Annotated in this window: 18 protein-coding genes and 1 pseudogene; 9 read left to right on the top strand and 10 right to left on the bottom strand. The window is 73.8% G+C overall.

Annotation, left to right across the window (positions count from 1 at the left end; genetic code table 11):
• Nucleotides 1-130: 130 nt before the first annotated feature.
• The 6 genes from WFH25_RS11595 to WFH25_RS11570 all read right to left on the bottom strand — a co-directional run bounded on the left by WFH25_RS11595 (nucleotide 131) and on the right by WFH25_RS11570 (nucleotide 4,998).
• On the bottom strand, nucleotides 131-376 hold the full coding sequence (locus tag WFH25_RS11595; RefSeq protein WP_071295066.1) for a hypothetical protein: 246 nt from the start codon (nucleotides 374-376) through the stop codon (nucleotides 131-133).
• A gap of 118 nt (nucleotides 377-494) precedes the next feature.
• Entirely contained in the window at nucleotides 495-1,157 is a 663-nt protein-coding gene (locus WFH25_RS11590) for a class I SAM-dependent methyltransferase (protein ID WP_070416955.1), read from the bottom strand.
• Nucleotides 1,154-1,786 carry a TIGR04282 family arsenosugar biosynthesis glycosyltransferase gene (locus tag WFH25_RS11585; protein WP_336697786.1) on the bottom strand — a complete coding sequence of 211 codons (633 nt, stop codon included), beginning with the start codon at nucleotides 1,784-1,786 and terminating at the stop codon, nucleotides 1,154-1,156. The genes WFH25_RS11590 and WFH25_RS11585 overlap by 4 nt, the downstream gene beginning before the upstream one ends.
• Entirely contained in the window at nucleotides 1,783-2,529 is a 747-nt protein-coding gene (locus tag WFH25_RS11580) for a glycosyltransferase family 2 protein (RefSeq protein WP_336697785.1), read from the bottom strand. Before WFH25_RS11580 ends, WFH25_RS11585 begins: the two co-directional genes overlap by 4 nt.
• Before the next feature lie 502 nt (nucleotides 2,530-3,031).
• On the bottom strand, nucleotides 3,032-4,102 hold the full coding sequence (locus WFH25_RS11575; RefSeq protein ID WP_336697784.1) for an NAD-dependent epimerase/dehydratase family protein: 1,071 nt from the start codon (nucleotides 4,100-4,102) through the stop codon (nucleotides 3,032-3,034).
• The gene (locus WFH25_RS11570; RefSeq protein WP_336697783.1) at nucleotides 4,099-4,998 is read right to left on the bottom strand and encodes an MTAP family purine nucleoside phosphorylase; all 900 of its coding nucleotides are present in this window, start codon (nucleotides 4,996-4,998) and stop codon (nucleotides 4,099-4,101) included. Before WFH25_RS11570 ends, WFH25_RS11575 begins: the two co-directional genes overlap by 4 nt.
• Before the next feature lie 119 nt (nucleotides 4,999-5,117).
• Between WFH25_RS11570 and WFH25_RS11565 the strand changes: the two genes are divergently transcribed.
• The 9 genes and pseudogenes from WFH25_RS11565 to WFH25_RS11530 all read left to right on the top strand — a co-directional run bounded on the left by WFH25_RS11565 (nucleotide 5,118) and on the right by WFH25_RS11530 (nucleotide 11,758).
• On the top strand, nucleotides 5,118-6,347 hold the full coding sequence (locus WFH25_RS11565) for a molybdopterin molybdotransferase MoeA (protein ID WP_336697782.1): 1,230 nt from the start codon (nucleotides 5,118-5,120) through the stop codon (nucleotides 6,345-6,347).
• Nucleotides 6,344-6,835 (top strand): cyclic pyranopterin monophosphate synthase MoaC, encoded by a 492-nt coding sequence (gene moaC, locus WFH25_RS11560; protein ID WP_309778505.1) that lies wholly within the window; start codon nucleotides 6,344-6,346, stop codon nucleotides 6,833-6,835. The genes WFH25_RS11565 and moaC overlap by 4 nt, the downstream gene beginning before the upstream one ends.
• Complete coding sequence (locus WFH25_RS11555; RefSeq protein ID WP_336697781.1) at nucleotides 6,832-7,344, top strand: molybdopterin-binding protein; 513 nt, start codon at nucleotides 6,832-6,834, stop codon at nucleotides 7,342-7,344. The genes moaC and WFH25_RS11555 overlap by 4 nt, the downstream gene beginning before the upstream one ends.
• A complete protein-coding gene (locus WFH25_RS11550; protein WP_336697780.1) occupies nucleotides 7,341-7,784 on the top strand; it encodes a molybdenum cofactor biosynthesis protein MoaE in 444 nt (147 codons plus the stop codon). The genes WFH25_RS11555 and WFH25_RS11550 overlap by 4 nt, the downstream gene beginning before the upstream one ends.
• A gap of 34 nt (nucleotides 7,785-7,818) precedes the next feature.
• Nucleotides 7,819-8,463, top strand: a complete 645-nt coding sequence (locus tag WFH25_RS11545) for a hypothetical protein (RefSeq protein WP_336697779.1) — start codon at nucleotides 7,819-7,821, stop codon at nucleotides 8,461-8,463.
• Between the two features lie 22 nt (nucleotides 8,464-8,485).
• Nucleotides 8,486-8,884 carry a PLDc N-terminal domain-containing protein gene (locus WFH25_RS11540; RefSeq protein WP_070416948.1) on the top strand — a complete coding sequence of 133 codons (399 nt, stop codon included), beginning with the start codon at nucleotides 8,486-8,488 and terminating at the stop codon, nucleotides 8,882-8,884.
• A 3-nt stretch (nucleotides 8,885-8,887) separates the two neighbouring features.
• Nucleotides 8,888-9,535: a hypothetical protein gene (locus WFH25_RS11535; protein WP_336697778.1), complete on the top strand. Its 648-nt coding sequence runs from the start codon at nucleotides 8,888-8,890 to the stop codon at nucleotides 9,533-9,535.
• A gap of 351 nt (nucleotides 9,536-9,886) precedes the next feature.
• A pseudogene (locus WFH25_RS19370) lies at nucleotides 9,887-10,355 on the top strand (ATP-binding cassette domain-containing protein); the annotation flags it as partial.
• A 56-nt stretch (nucleotides 10,356-10,411) separates the two neighbouring features.
• Complete coding sequence (locus WFH25_RS11530) at nucleotides 10,412-11,758, top strand: ABC-F family ATP-binding cassette domain-containing protein (protein WP_442892411.1); 1,347 nt, start codon at nucleotides 10,412-10,414, stop codon at nucleotides 11,756-11,758.
• Nucleotides 11,759-11,773: 15 nt separating this feature from the next.
• Here WFH25_RS11530 and WFH25_RS11525 read toward each other — a convergent pair whose 3' ends face one another.
• The 4 genes from WFH25_RS11525 to WFH25_RS11510 all read right to left on the bottom strand — a co-directional run bounded on the left by WFH25_RS11525 (nucleotide 11,774) and on the right by WFH25_RS11510 (nucleotide 15,131).
• Nucleotides 11,774-12,214 carry a VOC family protein gene (locus WFH25_RS11525; RefSeq protein WP_336697776.1) on the bottom strand — a complete coding sequence of 147 codons (441 nt, stop codon included), beginning with the start codon at nucleotides 12,212-12,214 and terminating at the stop codon, nucleotides 11,774-11,776.
• Between the two features lie 10 nt (nucleotides 12,215-12,224).
• A complete protein-coding gene (locus tag WFH25_RS11520; RefSeq protein ID WP_336697775.1) occupies nucleotides 12,225-13,550 on the bottom strand; it encodes a D-alanyl-D-alanine carboxypeptidase/D-alanyl-D-alanine-endopeptidase in 1,326 nt (441 codons plus the stop codon).
• Between the two features lie 123 nt (nucleotides 13,551-13,673).
• Nucleotides 13,674-14,168 (bottom strand): MarR family winged helix-turn-helix transcriptional regulator, encoded by a 495-nt coding sequence (locus tag WFH25_RS11515; protein ID WP_070416944.1) that lies wholly within the window; start codon nucleotides 14,166-14,168, stop codon nucleotides 13,674-13,676.
• 60 nt (nucleotides 14,169-14,228) lie between these two features.
• A complete protein-coding gene (locus WFH25_RS11510) occupies nucleotides 14,229-15,131 on the bottom strand; it encodes an NADP-dependent oxidoreductase (protein ID WP_071295080.1) in 903 nt (300 codons plus the stop codon).
• Nucleotides 15,132-15,269: the final 138 nt, after the last annotated feature.

Here is a 15,269-nt window from a genome sequence, read left to right as displayed (position 1 = left end):
GTCGGCACGCCCAGGAACGTCGCGCCTGTGGACGACGAGCGCGCCTGTGGACGAGGAGCGAGCGGCCGTCCGCACCGGGGAGAAAGGGGGACACCCCGGGTGGACGACCGCTCGCGGTACGGGGACGGCGTCAGGCCGTGCGGAACGAGCCCGTCGCGGTCCGCAGCGAACCGGTGGCCGTTCGCGTCGAGGACGTCGCGGTACCGGGCCGACGGGACTGCGTGTCGACGAACCGGCCGAGCGCACGCCCGATCCCGGTTCCGGTGTAGGTGCCGATCGGTCGCCAGGCGGCGTCCACCGCGTAGGCGCCGAGCTCGTCACGGTTCTCGAGGCCGGTCACGTACGCGCCGCCCAGGGGGTTCTGACGGTTCTGCATGGATGCTCCTCGTCGTCGTGCCGAGGGTCGTCGGTCACCGGGCCGGCGACCGCGACGCCGTCGGCTTGATGACCACCACACTACCTCCTTCTTTTGCATGACACAAAAGAAGGAATGCTCAGGCGAGCAGCTCGCAGAAGGTCCGGCCCTCGGCGGTCCAGCTCTGCTTCGCCACGAGGCCGACCGTCTCGGCGTGGTCGAGCAGGGCGTCGACGCCCACCTCGGCCCACGGGAAGCCCGCGCTCTGGTGGCCGTCGGCGTCCACCACGCGGGCGGTGTACACCCGGTCGGCGGTGCGGTCGACGTGGGTCTCGACGACCACGCGGCCACCGACGCGCACGATCTCGCGGCACCGGGCGAGCAGGGCCGCCGGGTCGCCGCCGATGCCGATGTTCCCGTCGATCACGAGCGCCGTGTCCCAGTGCCCCTCGTCGGGGACCGGGTCGAAGACCGAGCCCTGGATCGCCGTCCCGCCGGAGCGTCGGGCGATCGCCACGGCGTCGGCGGAGACGTCCACGCCGAGCGACGGGATGCCGAGGGTTCGCGCGGCGACGAGCATCCGCCCCGGCCCGCAGCCGATGTCGATCACCGGCCCGTCCGCACCGTCGAGGAGTGACCGGTCGATGCGGTCCGCCGCGGCGCTCCAGCGGCCGACGTCGAGCGTGACCGCCCGGTCCGGTCGGGAGGTGTCCGTCAGCCGGATGCGACCGTCGGTGCGGAGCGCACGCGCGTACGGTTCGCCACCGCCGGCCCCGAAGGAGACGGGTGCTTCCATGGTCATCGGAGTGCCCCCGTGGTCTCGGCCTGCAGTGCGGCGGCGAACGCGGAGTCGGGCACGAGGGCGGCGACGCGCCCGGCATCCGGCACGGTGTCGACGTCGAGCAGGACCCCGAGGGTGCCCGCGTCGAGGCCGGCGTCCGTCAGGCGGGCGAACTGGACCGCACCGGTGTCGTCCTGCGACATCGGCACGCCGCGGAGCAGGTCGCCGTCCGGGTCGCGCAGGTAGAGGGACCAGAAGCCGCCGTCCTCGGCCGGGCCGAACCAGGCGTCGCGCTGCGGCTCGTCGAACACCGGTGCGACGTCGGCCGGCCCGAACTGCGGCGTGTCCATGCCGACGAGCAGCGTCGGGCCGTCGACGGCGTCGAACAGTGCACCGAGCCGCTCGTCGAGGCGGCCCGTGGTCTGGTGGATGACGTCGAAGCCCTCGGCACCGGTCGGCAGCACCGTGCCGTCGTAGAACAGCACCCGTCGGGCGGCGGGCAGCGCACGGACGGTCGCCAGCGTGTCCGCGAGGCTCGCGGCGGCGACCCGTGCGGCACCCTCGGGGGTGAGCGCCGGCGTCAGGCGGGTCTTGACCCGGCCGGGCAGGCACTCCTTCGCGACCACCGCGACGGTGATGTCGGTCGTCATGAGTGGACCTCCTCGGAGTGGGTGGGACCGGCCACGTGGCGGACCGGAGCGGGTGCGACGACGGCGGGTCGCGCCTCCCGGCGGTACTCGCGCAGCAGACGCGACATGTCCTTGACGGCGTTGACGGTGCCGCGGAGCGTGCCGGTGACCTTGCTGTCGCCGATGCGCTGCGCGTACCCGATGTCGGACTCGTCGACGCGCCACCCGGCGGCGTGCGCCGCGAGGACCATCTCGAGCGGGTAGCCGCTGCGGCGGTCCCGCAGGTCGAGGGAGACCAGGTCCGCGCGACGCATCACGCGCATCGGGCCGAGGTCGCGCAGCCGGTACCCGGTCGCGCGACGCATGAGGACCGCGAGGACGCGGTTCGCGAACCGGGCGTGCGGTGCCCAGGCGCCCGGCGTGGTCGGCACGCGGCGTCCGAGAGCGAGGTCGGTGTGTCCCGTGGCCACGCGGGCGACGAGCGGGACGAGCTCGGCCGGGTCCATCGAGGCGTCGGCGTCGCAGAAGGCGACGTACTCGGCCGTGGCGGCGGCGACCCCGGCGGCGCAGGCCGAGCCGAAGCCCTTCACCGGTTCGGTCACGACCAAGGCGCCGTGGGCCCGGGCGACGTCGGCGGAGCCGTCGGTCGAGCCGTTGTCGACGACGATCGCGCGGTGGCCGCGCGGGAGTCGGCCCAGGACCTCGGGGAGGGCATCGGCCTCGTCGAGACAGGGGAGGATGACGTCGACGTTCATGTCGCCCATTCGGTGCGGAGCGTCGGAACGACTGGTGTCGGCTCCCGCCGCGCGCGTCGGCGGGGCGGGGCGGTCGGTCTCGTGGGCCGGCTGTCGTTCCATGCCTACGACACAACACGTGATGCGCGGTCGGGGTACAGGATCGGCGTCCCCCGATGGACGTTCCGCGCACTCTCGGTGGCGGGCCACCCCTGATCGGGGGACAAGCCGGTGGGGCGTCGGGCGGACGCGTCACGCGGTGGAGGTGCCCGCCTGGAGGCGCGGCGCCGGTTTCGGGGACCGGCGCCGCGCCTCCAGGCGGTCGCGCTCCTGCCCGCTGGCCGCTTGCCTGCCCGCCCGCCCGCCCGCCTGCCTGGTCGCCGAGCGGGCACGACACGTCCCGTTCGCGGCCGCTGTGCGGCCGGTTCCGCCCGCTCGCCGAACGCGAGCGGCGAGTCGTGCCCCCTCGGCCGCTCAGCCCGGGCGACGCATTCCGCCCGCTCGCGGTCGCGCCCGCTGGCGGGGGCGTGGCCTACTGCACCGCGGCGCGCAGTGGCGCCGTCGCGAACTCCCGCATACCGCGCTCGAAGTCGACCTCGGCACGCCACCCGAGCTCGGCGGCGATCCGGTCCGACGACGCCGTCACGTGCCGGACGTCCCCGAGGCGGTACTCGCCCGTGACGACCGGTCGCGGCCCCTCGGGACCGGCGATCGCGGCCGCCATCTCGCCGATGGTGTGCACGACGCCGGAGCCGACGTTGTACGCACGGAAGGTCTCCGCTGGGAGCTCCGCCGTCGCGGCGATCGACGCGGCGTTCGCGCCGGCGACGTCGTCGACGTGCACGAAGTCGCGACGCTGGCGGCCGTCCTCGAAGACGCGGGGGGCCTCGCCGCGTGCGAGCGCCGAGCGGAACAGCGAGGCGACGCCGGCGTACGGCGTGTTCGCGGGCATGCCCGGCCCGTAGACGTTGTGGTACCGCAGGGCGATCGCGCGGCCTCCGGTGGCACGGGCCCACGACGACGCGAGGTGCTCCTGCGCGACCTTCGTCTGCGCGTACACGTTGCGGGGGTCGAGCGCGGCGGACTCGTCGATCAGGCCCGGCATGAGCGGCGTGCCGTCCGGCCCGATCGGGTCGAACTCACCGGCGTCGAGGTCGGCCCGGCGACGGGCAGGCGGGCGCACGGGCTCGCCGGCGGCGGTCGTGTACGCCCCCTCGCCGTAGACGACCATCGAGCTCGCGACCACGAGCCGGCCGATGCCGTGGCGGTCCATGCCGGCGAGGACGTGGGCCGTGCCCGCGTCGTTCGTCGAGACGTAGTCCGGGGCGTCCTGGAAGTCGACGCCGAGGCCGACCTTGGCGGCCTGGTGGCACACCACGTCCACGCCGTCGAGGGCCGCGTCGAGGGCGACCCGGTCGCGGACGTCGCCGTGCACGAACTCGATGCCCTGCTGCTGGTGGGCGGTGACGACCTCGGCGGGGTCGCCGTGCACGTCGTCGCGGAGGGAGTCGAGCACGCGCACCTCGTGGCCCTCGGCCCGGGCGCGGCGGACGATGGCGGAGCCGATGAAGCCGGCGCCGCCGGTGACGAGCAGGCGGGTCACGCGGTGGCTCCCGTGGTCGATGCTGCGGGCCGTGCGCTCGTCATGGCGCTCGCGCTCGCCTCGGCCGGGACGAGCTCGCGCGGGGTGTAGTCGTCCGGGATCGCCGCCACGATCGAGCCGATCGCGCGGACGATCACCTCGTTCGCGCGGGCAAGACGCTCCATCACCATGCCGTGCGTGACCGGGGCCTCGCCGGTTCCGGCGGCTGCCTGCGCTTCCGCCTCGGCCTCGGACGGGGCCAGTCCGGCGTCGGCGTCGGTCACGAACGAGAGGTTCACCGTCCCGATGCCGAGCTCGGCCGCGAGGGGCACCTCCGGCGTCATCGTCATGTTGATCGTGTGGCCGCCGGCCTCGCGCATCCAGATGGACTCCGCACGCGTCGAGAACCGCGGCCCCTGGATCACCACGCACGTGCCCGTCGGGCGGAACGGCACGTCGAGGCGCCCGATCGCACCGATCGCGACGCGTCGCAGCACCGGGTCGAACGGGTCCGCGAAGGAGAGGTGCTGCACGGCGTCCTCGAAGAACGTGTCCGCGCGGCCCCACGTGCGGTCGATGAGCTGATCGGTCACGACGAAGGTCCCCGGGGCGTAGTCGGGGTGCAGCCCGCCTACGGCGCTCGACGACACCACGGCGCGGACCCCGAGCGACCGCAGCGCCCACAGGTTCGCGCGGTGGTTGATGCGGTGCGGGGCGACGGAGTGCGCGCGGCCGTGCCGGGTGAGGAACGCGACGCGCTTCCCGGCCATCGTGCCGATGCTGATCGGGCTCGACGTGGCGCCGAACGGGGTGTCGACGTCGATCTCGTCCGCGGTGCCGGGTTCGAACAGCTCGTAGAGGCCCGAACCGCCGATCACCCCGATGCGCGTCTCGTCCACAGCCCCGGTCGTGGTCACGTCGTTCTCCACAGGTCCTCCGAATGGTCCTCGGCGCGTTCTGCGCGCTCGTTACGCTACTGGGACCGCCCCCGGCCGGACCGGGAGCGGGCACACTTCTCACCTGTTCGGAGGCGCACGTGCGAACGATCGGTCAGCACCGCGACGAGATCGCGGCCTTGGTCGCGCCGGTCCTGTCCGCCAGGCGCTCCGCGGTCCCGGAGGCACGGGACATCGACGACCTCGACACCGGTGCCGGCGGCGGACGGGGGCACCGCGTGCTCGCACGTGCCGTCGTCGCACCCGTGCCGCTCCCACCGTTCGACAACAGCCAGATGGACGGCTTCGCCGTCCGTGCCGCCGACGCCGGTCGCGTGCTGCGGGTGGTCGCCCCGATCCCGGCGGGGACGATGCCACCGGCGCTGGACCCCGGGACCGCTGCGCCGATCATGACGGGGGCGCGCATCCCGCTCGGCGCCGACGCCGTGTTCCCGGTCGAGGCCACCGACCCCGGGGCGTTCCCCGCGGCGCTGGCCCTCGCCGAGGTCAGGGTGCCGGACGACCTCGCCCCCGGGACCTTCGTCCGGGCGACGGGCACCGACCTGCCGAGCGGGGGCGAGCTGGCTCCTGCCGGCGCTGCCGTGACCCCCGCGGTGCTCGGGACGCTCGCCGCGGCCGGGGTCTCGACGGTCGACGTCGTCCGGCAGCTCCGGGTCCTCGTCGTGTCCACCGGCTCCGAACTCCAGGGCGCCGGTGACGCCACGATCGGCGACGCCAACGGGATCGCACTGCGGGCGGCGCTCGCCGAGCTCGGGGTGGCCTCGCGGTCGGTGCGGGTGCCGGACGACGAATCGACCTTCGTCGCGGCCCTCGACGATGCGGTGGGGACCTGGGCCGACCTCGTGCTCACCACGGGGGGCATCAGCGCCGGGGCGTACGAGGTCGTGCGGCAGGCCCTCGAACCGCGGGGCCTCGCCGTCACCCCCGTCGCGATGCAGCCCGGCGGCCCGCAGGCGTTCGGCACCGTCGAACTCGCCGGGCGTCCGGTCCCCGTGGTGTCCTTCCCCGGCAACCCCGTGTCGGCGCTCGTCTCGTTCGAGGTCTTCCTCCGCCCCCTCCTGGCGGCGGACGCCGGGATCCCCGACGACCGCGTCGCCGCGGTGCTGCCCGCTGCGGACACCGCGACCTCGCCGGAGGGCAAGCACCAGGTCCGGCGCGGCCGGGTCGAGGACGGCCGCGTGCACTTCGTCGGGGGTCCCAGCTCGCACCTGCTCGCGCACTACGCCACCGCCACGCACCTCGTCCACGTCCCGATCGGCACCGCCACGGTGGCGCCCGGTGACCCGCTGACCGTCTGGAGTCTCCGTTGACCGAACCAGCACCCGCCGCCGACGAACTCTCGCACGTCCGCGCCGACGGCACCGCCCACATGGTCGACGTCTCCGAGAAGGACGTCACCGCGCGGTCCGCCACCGCGACCGCGACCCTCGTCACCCGCCCCGACGTCGTCGCCCGCATCCTCGACGGCTCGCTGCCCAAGGGCGAGGTGATCGGCACCGCCCGCATCGCGGCGATCATGGCGGTGAAGAAGACCTCCGACCTCATCCCGCTCTGCCACCCGCTGCCGATCGCGGGGGTCGAGGTCGACATCACCGGCGACGACGACCGCGTCCTCGTCGAGGTGTCCGTGCGGACGACCTCACGGACCGGCGTCGAGATGGAAGCGCTGACCGGCGCGAGCGTCGCGGCCCTGACCGTGTACGACATGGTGAAGGCCGTCGACCGCACGGCCACGATCACGGACGTCCGGGTGCTCGAGAAGCACGGCGGACGCTCGGGGGACTGGAGCAACCGATGACCTCGCAGCCGACCACGGGCCGGGCGGCCGTCGTGGTGGTGTCGACCCAGGCGTCCGTCGACCCCGCGCTCGACCGGACCGGTCCCGTCATCGCGGGCTGGCTCCGCGAGCGAGCCTTCACCGTGGCCGAGCCGGTCATCGTGCCCGACGGCGGCCCGATCGCCGAGACGGTCTCCACCGAACTCCTGTCCGACGCCCGGGTCGTGATCACCACGGGCGGGACCGGCGTCACCCCGACCGACCGCACGCCCGAGGCGATCGCACCGCTCATCGACCTCGAGCTCCCCGGCATCACGGAGGAGATCCGGCGCCGCGGACTCGCCGGAGCAGGACCGACCGCGCTGCTCAGTCGTGGCATCGCGGGGATCGCCGGCGGCGGCACCCTGGTCGTCACGCTCCCCGGGTCCCGCGGCGGTGTCGCCGACGGACTCGCGGTCCTCGACGGCCTGCTCGACCACGTCCTCGCCCAGGTCTCGGGCGAGGGCCACGCCCCGCGGAGCGCCTCGTGACGGACGCTGCGACGGTCGGCGACCGGGTCGTGGTGGCCGACGTCGTGGACCGCTCGATCACCGTCGACGAGGTCTCGGCCGTCGTCGCCACCGACCAGGACGGCGCCGTCGTCACCTTCGCCGGGGTCGTCCGCGACCACGACGGCGGCAAGGGCGTGACCGCGCTCGAGTACGAACGGCACCCGAGCGCCGGCGAGGTCATCGCCGAGGTGGCCCGGACCATCGCCGACGCCCACCCCGAGGTCCGCATCGCCGTGCTGCACCGCGTGGGCGCGCTCGGCATCGGGGACGTGGCGCTCGCCGCAGCCGTGTCGTCTCCGCACCGGGCCGAGGCGTTCGCTGCCTGCGGTGCGCTCGTCGACCTCGTGAAGGAGCGGGTGCCGATCTGGAAGCACCAGCGCTTCACCGACGGCTCCGACGAGTGGGTCGCCGCCCTCTGACGGATCCTCAGTCGATCTGGTTGCATCGGGGGCGATGACCGACACCGCAGCACGGGCCGCGTCCCGGTGGGCGCTGGCCGAGGAACGCGCACGGCTCGTGCTCGACGCGCAGCCGCCGAGCCGCCTGCCCATCGCCACGCTGACCTTCGCGTTCGCAGCAGCGGTCCTCGCGCTGATCGCCGCTGCACTCGTGTTCGCACCGGACTCCGACGGACGCTGGGTGGCGGCGACCGTCGGCGTCGGCGTCGGCTTCGCGGTCGTCATCCTCGACTCGAGCCGGACGTTCCGATCGAGCCGACGCCCCGAGCGACTCCCCGTGACCCGGTCGCTGTCGGGCCGTGAGCGGCATGCCGTCGACCGGGCGATCCGGGGACGCGTGGACGCTCCCGACGAACGGCTGGACGTGGTGCGCGCGACCGCGGTGCAGTCGAGCAGCGGCCGCGCCCTGCTGTCCACCGGCGGCGGGCTCGTCCTCCTGACCTCGGTCGCGGTCTCGAACATCCTCTTCTGGCCGCTCTACCTCGCCGCCGCGATCGCCGCCGCCGTCGCGGTCGGGTTCGGGTTCCGCGACGTCGTCGTCGCGCGTCGGTACCTCGCCGGCGACCCTGTGGATCCCCGCAGCGGACCGTTGCCGGATCGCAACCGCGCCACGCGTTCGGGGCGTAGCGCCGGTTCCTAGCCGATCCATAGAATCCGAGACCATGAGCGTGCTGTTGTACGGGGCCGGCGTGGTCCTGCTGGTCTTCGCCCTGATCGACATCCTGACGAAGACCGACGACCAGATCCGTGGGCTCCCGAAGTTCGCCTGGGTGCTCCTCGTGGTCCTCGTCCCCGTCGTCGGCAGCATCGTCTGGTTCGCCGTCGGACACGACTGGGCGCCGGGCGAGCGGAACCACGGCCGGTACCTCGAGCCGGCTCGCCACGAAGACCGGTACGCCACGCTCGGCGATGCCCGCAACGCACACGGCGACAAGCGGGTGAGCGGCACGGAGCAGGAGCTCGCCGAGCTCGAGCGCGAGATCGAGTACTGGGAGGCGCAGGCGCGCCTCAAGCGGGCGAAGGAAGCCGCCGGCGAGGGCGAGCCGACCACCGGGACCTGACCCGTGGCCTCCTCGACCGCGCGCCCCGCGGCCGTCTCCGACACGACCTGGGAACGCATCGCCGACAACCTCGCCGGACGACCCGAAGCGGCCGCTCTGCGGAGCAAGCGCCTTCGGCGGACCGCGTTCCTCGCCGCGCTGGCCGTCGCGGTGGTCGCGGGCGTCCTGATCGGCCTGGTCGCCGCGGACTCGGTCGTGTCGGCCTTCCCCGAGCGGCGTCCCGGCTGGTGGTCACTCGCTCCGACGGTCTCGTTGGTCCTCGCCGCTGCCTCGTGGGTCGGAGGGTGGGTGTGGCTCATGCGACACGACGGCTTCCCGCCGGCATGGTCGAACCCCACCCGCGGCGTGCCCCGACGCGAACGGCGGTGGATCGACCGTGCGACCCGCGGCGACGTGAGCATCCCGGCGGGCCGGACCGAACTCGTGCGGGAGGTGGCGGTCCGTCGACGCCAGCAGATCGCCGGGACGTTGGCGGTCATCCCCGGTTTCCTCCTGCTCTGGGGTGGCAACCTGCTCGGGAACGAGTGGTCGCTGTTGTCCGCGATCCAGCTCGCCGCGATGCTGTTGTTCCTCGTGCTGCTCGTCGTCCAGCTCCGGTTCCGCTCGCGGACTCGAGCGTTCCTGCGCCGGAGCGCATCGCCACAGCACTGACGGACCTGCGGTCTCACGCGCGCAGGTGCCGCCCGTCGCGTCCGAACCACGAACTCGACGTTGAACCACCTGCCGCACCTGGTTCGACGTCGGAAACGTGGTGCGACGCACCCGACGCGACCGCACCCGACACGACCGCACCCGACGCGACCGCACCCGACGCGACCGCACCCGACGCGACCGCACCCGACGCACCCGACGCAACCGACGCGAGCGCACCCGACACGGTCGCGCACCCGACGCGCCGGAGCCGACCCGCGCCTCCCGACCTGCCGTGGCCCTGACTGACGCAACGCACACTGCGGAACGCCCCCGCACCGACCACCCGGCCACGCCGCCTACCCTTGACGGGTGGCTCATCTCCTCGGCGCCGAGAACCTGCATCTCGAGTTCCCCACCAAGGTCGTCTTCGACAACGTCACCCTCGGCATCGACGAGGGCGACCGCATCGGCGTCGTCGGCCGGAACGGCGACGGCAAGTCGACCCTCCTCGCCCTGCTGTCCCAGCGCCTCGAACCGGACGGCGGCCGCGTCACGCACCGCCGCGGCCTGACCGTCGGGTACCTCGACCAGCGCGACATCCTGCCCGCGGGCGAGACGGTCGGCACCGTCGTCGTGGGCGACCTCGCCGAGCACGAGTGGGCCGGTGACCCGAAGATCCGCGACATCATCGGCGGCCTCGTGTCGGACATCCCGTGGGACGTGTCGGTGGACGAGCTGAGCGGTGGCCAGCGCCGCCGCGTCGCCCTCGCGCGCCTGCTCGTCGGCGACTGGGACGTCCTGTTCCTCGACGAGCCGACGAACCACCTCGACGTCGAGGGCATCCAGTGGCTCGCCGAGCACATCAACCGCCGGTGGTCCGCGAACCAGGGCGGCATGGTGGTCGTGACGCACGACCGGTGGTTCCTCGACGCGGTGTCGACCGACACGTGGGAGGTCCACGACGGCGTCGTCGACCCGTTCGAGGGCGGCTACGCGGCGTACATCCTCCAGCGCGTCGAGCGTGACCGGCAGGCCGCCGCGAGCGAGCAGCGTCGGCAGAACCTGGCCCGCAAGGAGCTCGCGTGGCTCCGCCGCGGCGCCCCGGCTCGCACGAGCAAGCCGAAGTTCCGCATCGACGCCGCGAACGCCCTGATCGACGACGTGCCGCCGATCCGCGACACGGTCGCCCTCGCGAAGACCGCCACCGCACGCCTCGGCAAGGACGTCGTCGACCTGCTCGACGTCAGCGTCTCGTTCGACGGCACCGAGATCCTCGACCGCATCGAGTGGCGGATCGCGCCGGGGGAGCGCACCGGCATCCTCGGCCCGAACGGTGCCGGCAAGTCGACCCTGCTGAGCCTCGTCTCCGGGCGCCTGCAGCCCACGAGCGGCCGCGTCAAGACCGGCAAGACCGTGCAGGTCGCCGTCCTCGACCAGCAGCTCGCCGACCTCGCGCAGTTCGCCGACGACCGCGTCCGCGAGGTCGTCGCCCGCAAGAAGACGAGCTACGTCGCCGACGGCAAGGAGATGACGCCGTCCCAGCTGCTCGAGCGGCTCGGCTTCACCTCGGCGCAGCTCTCCACGCCGGTGAAGGACCTCAGCGGTGGCCAGAAGCGCCGCCTGCAGCTCATGCTCATCCTGCTCGACGAGCCGAACGTCCTGATCCTCGACGAGCCCACGAACGACCTCGACACCGACATGCTCGCCGCCATGGAGGACCTGCTCGACACCTGGCCCGGCACCCTCCTCGTCGTGAGCCACGACCGGTACCTGCTCGAGCGCGTGACCGACCAGCAGTACGCCGTGCTCGGCGGGCACCTGCGGCACCTGCCGGGCGGCGTCGACGAGTACATGCGGCTCCGTGCGGCCGGCACCGGTGGCGGGACCGCGTCAGCGGCTGCCGCCGCGTCTGCCGGGAGGCCCGACACGGCTGGCGGGACCGGCTCGGCCGGTCCCGTGGCCGGGTCCACCGCCACGCCCGGTCCCGGCGCGTCGGCCGCGGCCGCCTCGGGCTTGTCGGGCGCGGAGCGGCGGACGGCCGAGAAGGAGATGTCGGCGCTCGACCGCAAGATCGCGAAGGTCGGTGCCGACCGGAAGCAGCTGCTCGACCAGTTCGCGACGCACGACCAGTCGGACTACGCGGGTCTCGGGGAGCTGCAGTCTCGCCTGGCCGCCCTGGAATCCGAGGTCGAGCAGCTCGAGGAGCGCTGGCTCGAGGTCGCGGAGCAGCTCGGGGTCTGAGCGGTCTCCGGGGGTCTACTCGACTGGCTTCGCGTCCTCGGGGGCCCCGCCGCCGGGGTTCGCGACGACCTCCCACAGGTGCCCGTCGGGGTCCTGGAAGAAGCCGGACCACATGCCCCACGGCCGCGTGTACGGCGGCGCGAGCATCGTCGCACCGGCGGCCCGCGCGCGGTCGAGGAACGCCTCGGCGTCGGCCTGGCTGTCCACGAAGTGCCCGATCGTGCTGCTCGGCGCGGTCGCCAGGACGGTCCCGGAGTCCTTCGCCATGTCGTCGCGGCCGTACACGCTGACGATGAGTCCGTCGTCGAGCGTGAACATCGCCGTGGTGCCGCCCGCCTCGGTGTCGGTCGCGGGGTACTCGGTGCCGATCACCCCGCTGCCGTCGATCCCGAGCAGGGCGCGGTAGAACTCCGCCGAGCGTGCGACGTCGGCGACGGCCAGGGTGATCGCGTGCATGGGCCGGAGGCTACCCCCGCAGCACCGGAGCGTGTCCGCCGCACCGCCACAACGCCGCTGCCAGGGCGTCGATCTCCTTCCGGGCGCCCGGGTCGCTCGTCCCCTCGGCGAAGACCGTGAACACGATGCGGTCCCCGCCGACCTCGTCGGTCACCCCGGTCAGGCCGTACATGTCGTCGAGCGTCCCGGTCTTGCCGCGGACGTGCCCGCGGGCGTCCGCTGCGGTGCCGGTGAAGCGGCCGTCGTCGCCGAGCGTGCCCGTCCGTCCCGCGACCGCGAGCCCGGCGTCGACCGGACCGAGGCCGTCCTGCTTCGAAGCGACGGCGCGCATCAGCGTGGTGAGCGCCGAGGCGGGTACCCGGTTGTCCGGGCTGAGGCCCGAGCCGTCGACGAGGCGCAGGCCTCCGGTCGGTACCCCGTACCGCACCAGGGCCTTCGTGCTCCCGGCCTGCACGGCGTCGAAGGAGCGGCCGGCACCCTCGGCGATGGCGACGTGACGGGCGAGCACCTCGGCGAGGGTGTCGTCGGAGTCCGTGAGCAGCATCCCGACCAGTTCCGACACCGTCGCCGACCGCACGGTCCCGAGCACCTGCGCGCCGGACGGCGCCGGCACCGAGGTCGTGTCCACCCGGACGTCCGGCCCGAGGAGTGCCGCGAACGCCGTCGCAGCGCGCGCGACCGCCCCGGCGCTCCGCAGCGAGTACGACTCGGTCGGGTCGTCGCGGTCGCCGTCGACCATGAGCGACGTGATGTTCGAGACGCTGCCGCTGGTCCGGGCGCTCTCCGGCCAGCTCGGGTGCCACGCCGGCCCGTCGAACAGGCTGGTGTCGACCTGCACCGAGGTCACCGGCTGCCCTGCACGAGCCTCGAGCACCTGCCGCGCCAGGTCGTCGAGGTGCGGTGCGTGCGGGTAGACGCTGTCCTGACCGGACGGCAGCCGGCTCAGGGTCGGGTCACCGCCGCCGACCAGCACGACCGCGCCCGGATCGGTGCCGGCGACGACCCGGGTCGTGAACCGGTGGTCGGGTCCGAGTGCGGACACCGCCGCGGCTGCCGTCACGACCTTCATCGTGCTGCCGGTCTGCGTCGGCTCGTCACCCCGGTGCGTCAGCACCGTCTTCCCCGTCCGGGCCGATCGCGCGTCGAGGAACAGCGCACCGTGGTGCCAGCGGGCGGCGAGGTCGTCCGCGGTGCAGAGCTCGCCCGCCGCCTTCGCCTGGCGCTGCGCACCGATGGCCGAGGTCGTGGCCGTGATGCCCGCCGCCAGCAGCAGGAGCACCAGCACGAAGAGCAGGGTGGAGCGGCGGCGACGGATGAGGGCGCGGAGTCTGGGCACGTCGATCATCGTGGCCGGAGCCGGCTTCGTCGCACATCGACCCGACGACCGAAGCCCGGCCCGTGGACTCGGCCGAACGGATGAAGCCGCGCGGTGGCCGGATGAAGCCGCTCGGCGGTCGGATCAGTCGCCGAGCCCGAGGATGAGTCGTCGGAGCAACCCCGACAGCTGGTCCTGCTCGGTGTCGGACACCCCCGCGAGGATGGCCCGCTCGGCGGCCAGCAGGTCCGCGATCGCGGCGTCGACCGCTGCGCGCCCGTCGGCGGTCAACGACACGAGGATGCCCCGGCCGTCCTTCGGGTCGGTCCGACGCGCGACGAGCCCACGAGCCGCCAGCCGGTCCACCCGGTTCGTCATCGTGCCGCTCGACACCAGCGTCTGCTGGAGGAGCGTCTTCGGGCTCAGCTCGTACGGCTCACCCGCCCGCCGCAGTGCCGACAGGACGTCGAACTCCCACGGCTCGACGTCGCTCGCGTCGAACGCCGCCCGTCGTGCACGGTCGAGGTGTCGGGCGAGCCGGTCGACGCGGGACAGGACCTCGAGCGGGCCGAAGTCCAGGTCGGCGCGCTCGCGACCCCACGCCGCGACGATGCGGTCGACCTCGTCCTCCTGCGGCATCCCACCATCTTGGCGGAAGCAGGGGCTACACGGCCAGCCGCCGCGGCCCGTGCCCGGGGATCAGTCGAACGCGAGCACGATCTTGTCCCGGGTCTCGCCCGACTCGAGGAGCCGGTGCGCCTCGCGGGCTTCCCGGACCGGCAGCGTCAGGCGTCGCTTGAGGCGGAGCGCTCCGGACGCGAGCAACGGCATCGTGACCGCCAGCGCGTCCGGCGCACGGTCGGGGCTCGGGTGGGACAGGAGCGCTCCGGACGAGGCGACCTCCGGGCCCCCGACGAGGGTGACGACCCTGCCGGGGTCACCGACCACGGACACCGCCTCGGCCAGGCCGCCGCGACCGGCCGCGTCGATGACCGCGTCCACCGTCGTGTCGACGTGGTCGAAGACACCGGGACCGGACGCGACGAACTCGCCGCCGAGGTCGCGGACGAGCGCGGCGTCGTGTTCCCTCGCGACGCCGATCACCCGGATGCCCCGGGTCCGCGCCAGTTGCACGACCATGCTCCCGACCGCGCCGGCGGCACCGAGCACGACGAGCGTCCCTCCGGGCTCGATCCCGACGGCGCGCATCGTGCCGACGGCGGCGTCGGCCGAGGCGGGCAAGGCGGCCGCGGCGTCCCACGGCACCGAAGCGGGCTTCGGGTACCAGACCGGGGTGGCGACGAGCTCGCCGTACCCGCCCTGGGCCGGCAACAGCGCGGCGACCTCGTCCCCGACGCGCGCATCGGCCCCGGCTCCGACCTCCTCCACGACACCGGCCGCCTCGAATCCCAGGACGTCGCCGGGGCGCTGCGGGAAGACCGACGTGAGGTTGCCGGCGCGGATGTGCAGGTCGGTCGGGCCGACCGCCGCCGTCCGGACACGGAGGAGGACCTCGCCCGGCCGGACCACCGGCGGCTGCACTGAGCGCCACTGCAGGACCTCCGGACCTCCGAAGGCTGAGATCACGATCGCGTTCGACATGGTGCTTCCGTTCCTGTGGCCGGCGAGGACTGCTTCCCCGTCCCTGCACCGTAGGCAGTTCTCGGGAGGCCGAGCGTGTCCATGGCGCGGACACCCTGCCCAGGAGTGCGCCGTCGGACTCGTCGGTCGTGGGAAGAT

The sequence above is a fragment of the Curtobacterium sp. USHLN213 genome (assembly GCF_037144815.1).
In the GTDB taxonomy this organism is placed as follows: Bacteria; Actinomycetota; Actinomycetes; order Actinomycetales; family Microbacteriaceae; genus Curtobacterium.
This window is presented reverse-complemented; position numbering and strand designations above follow the sequence as displayed.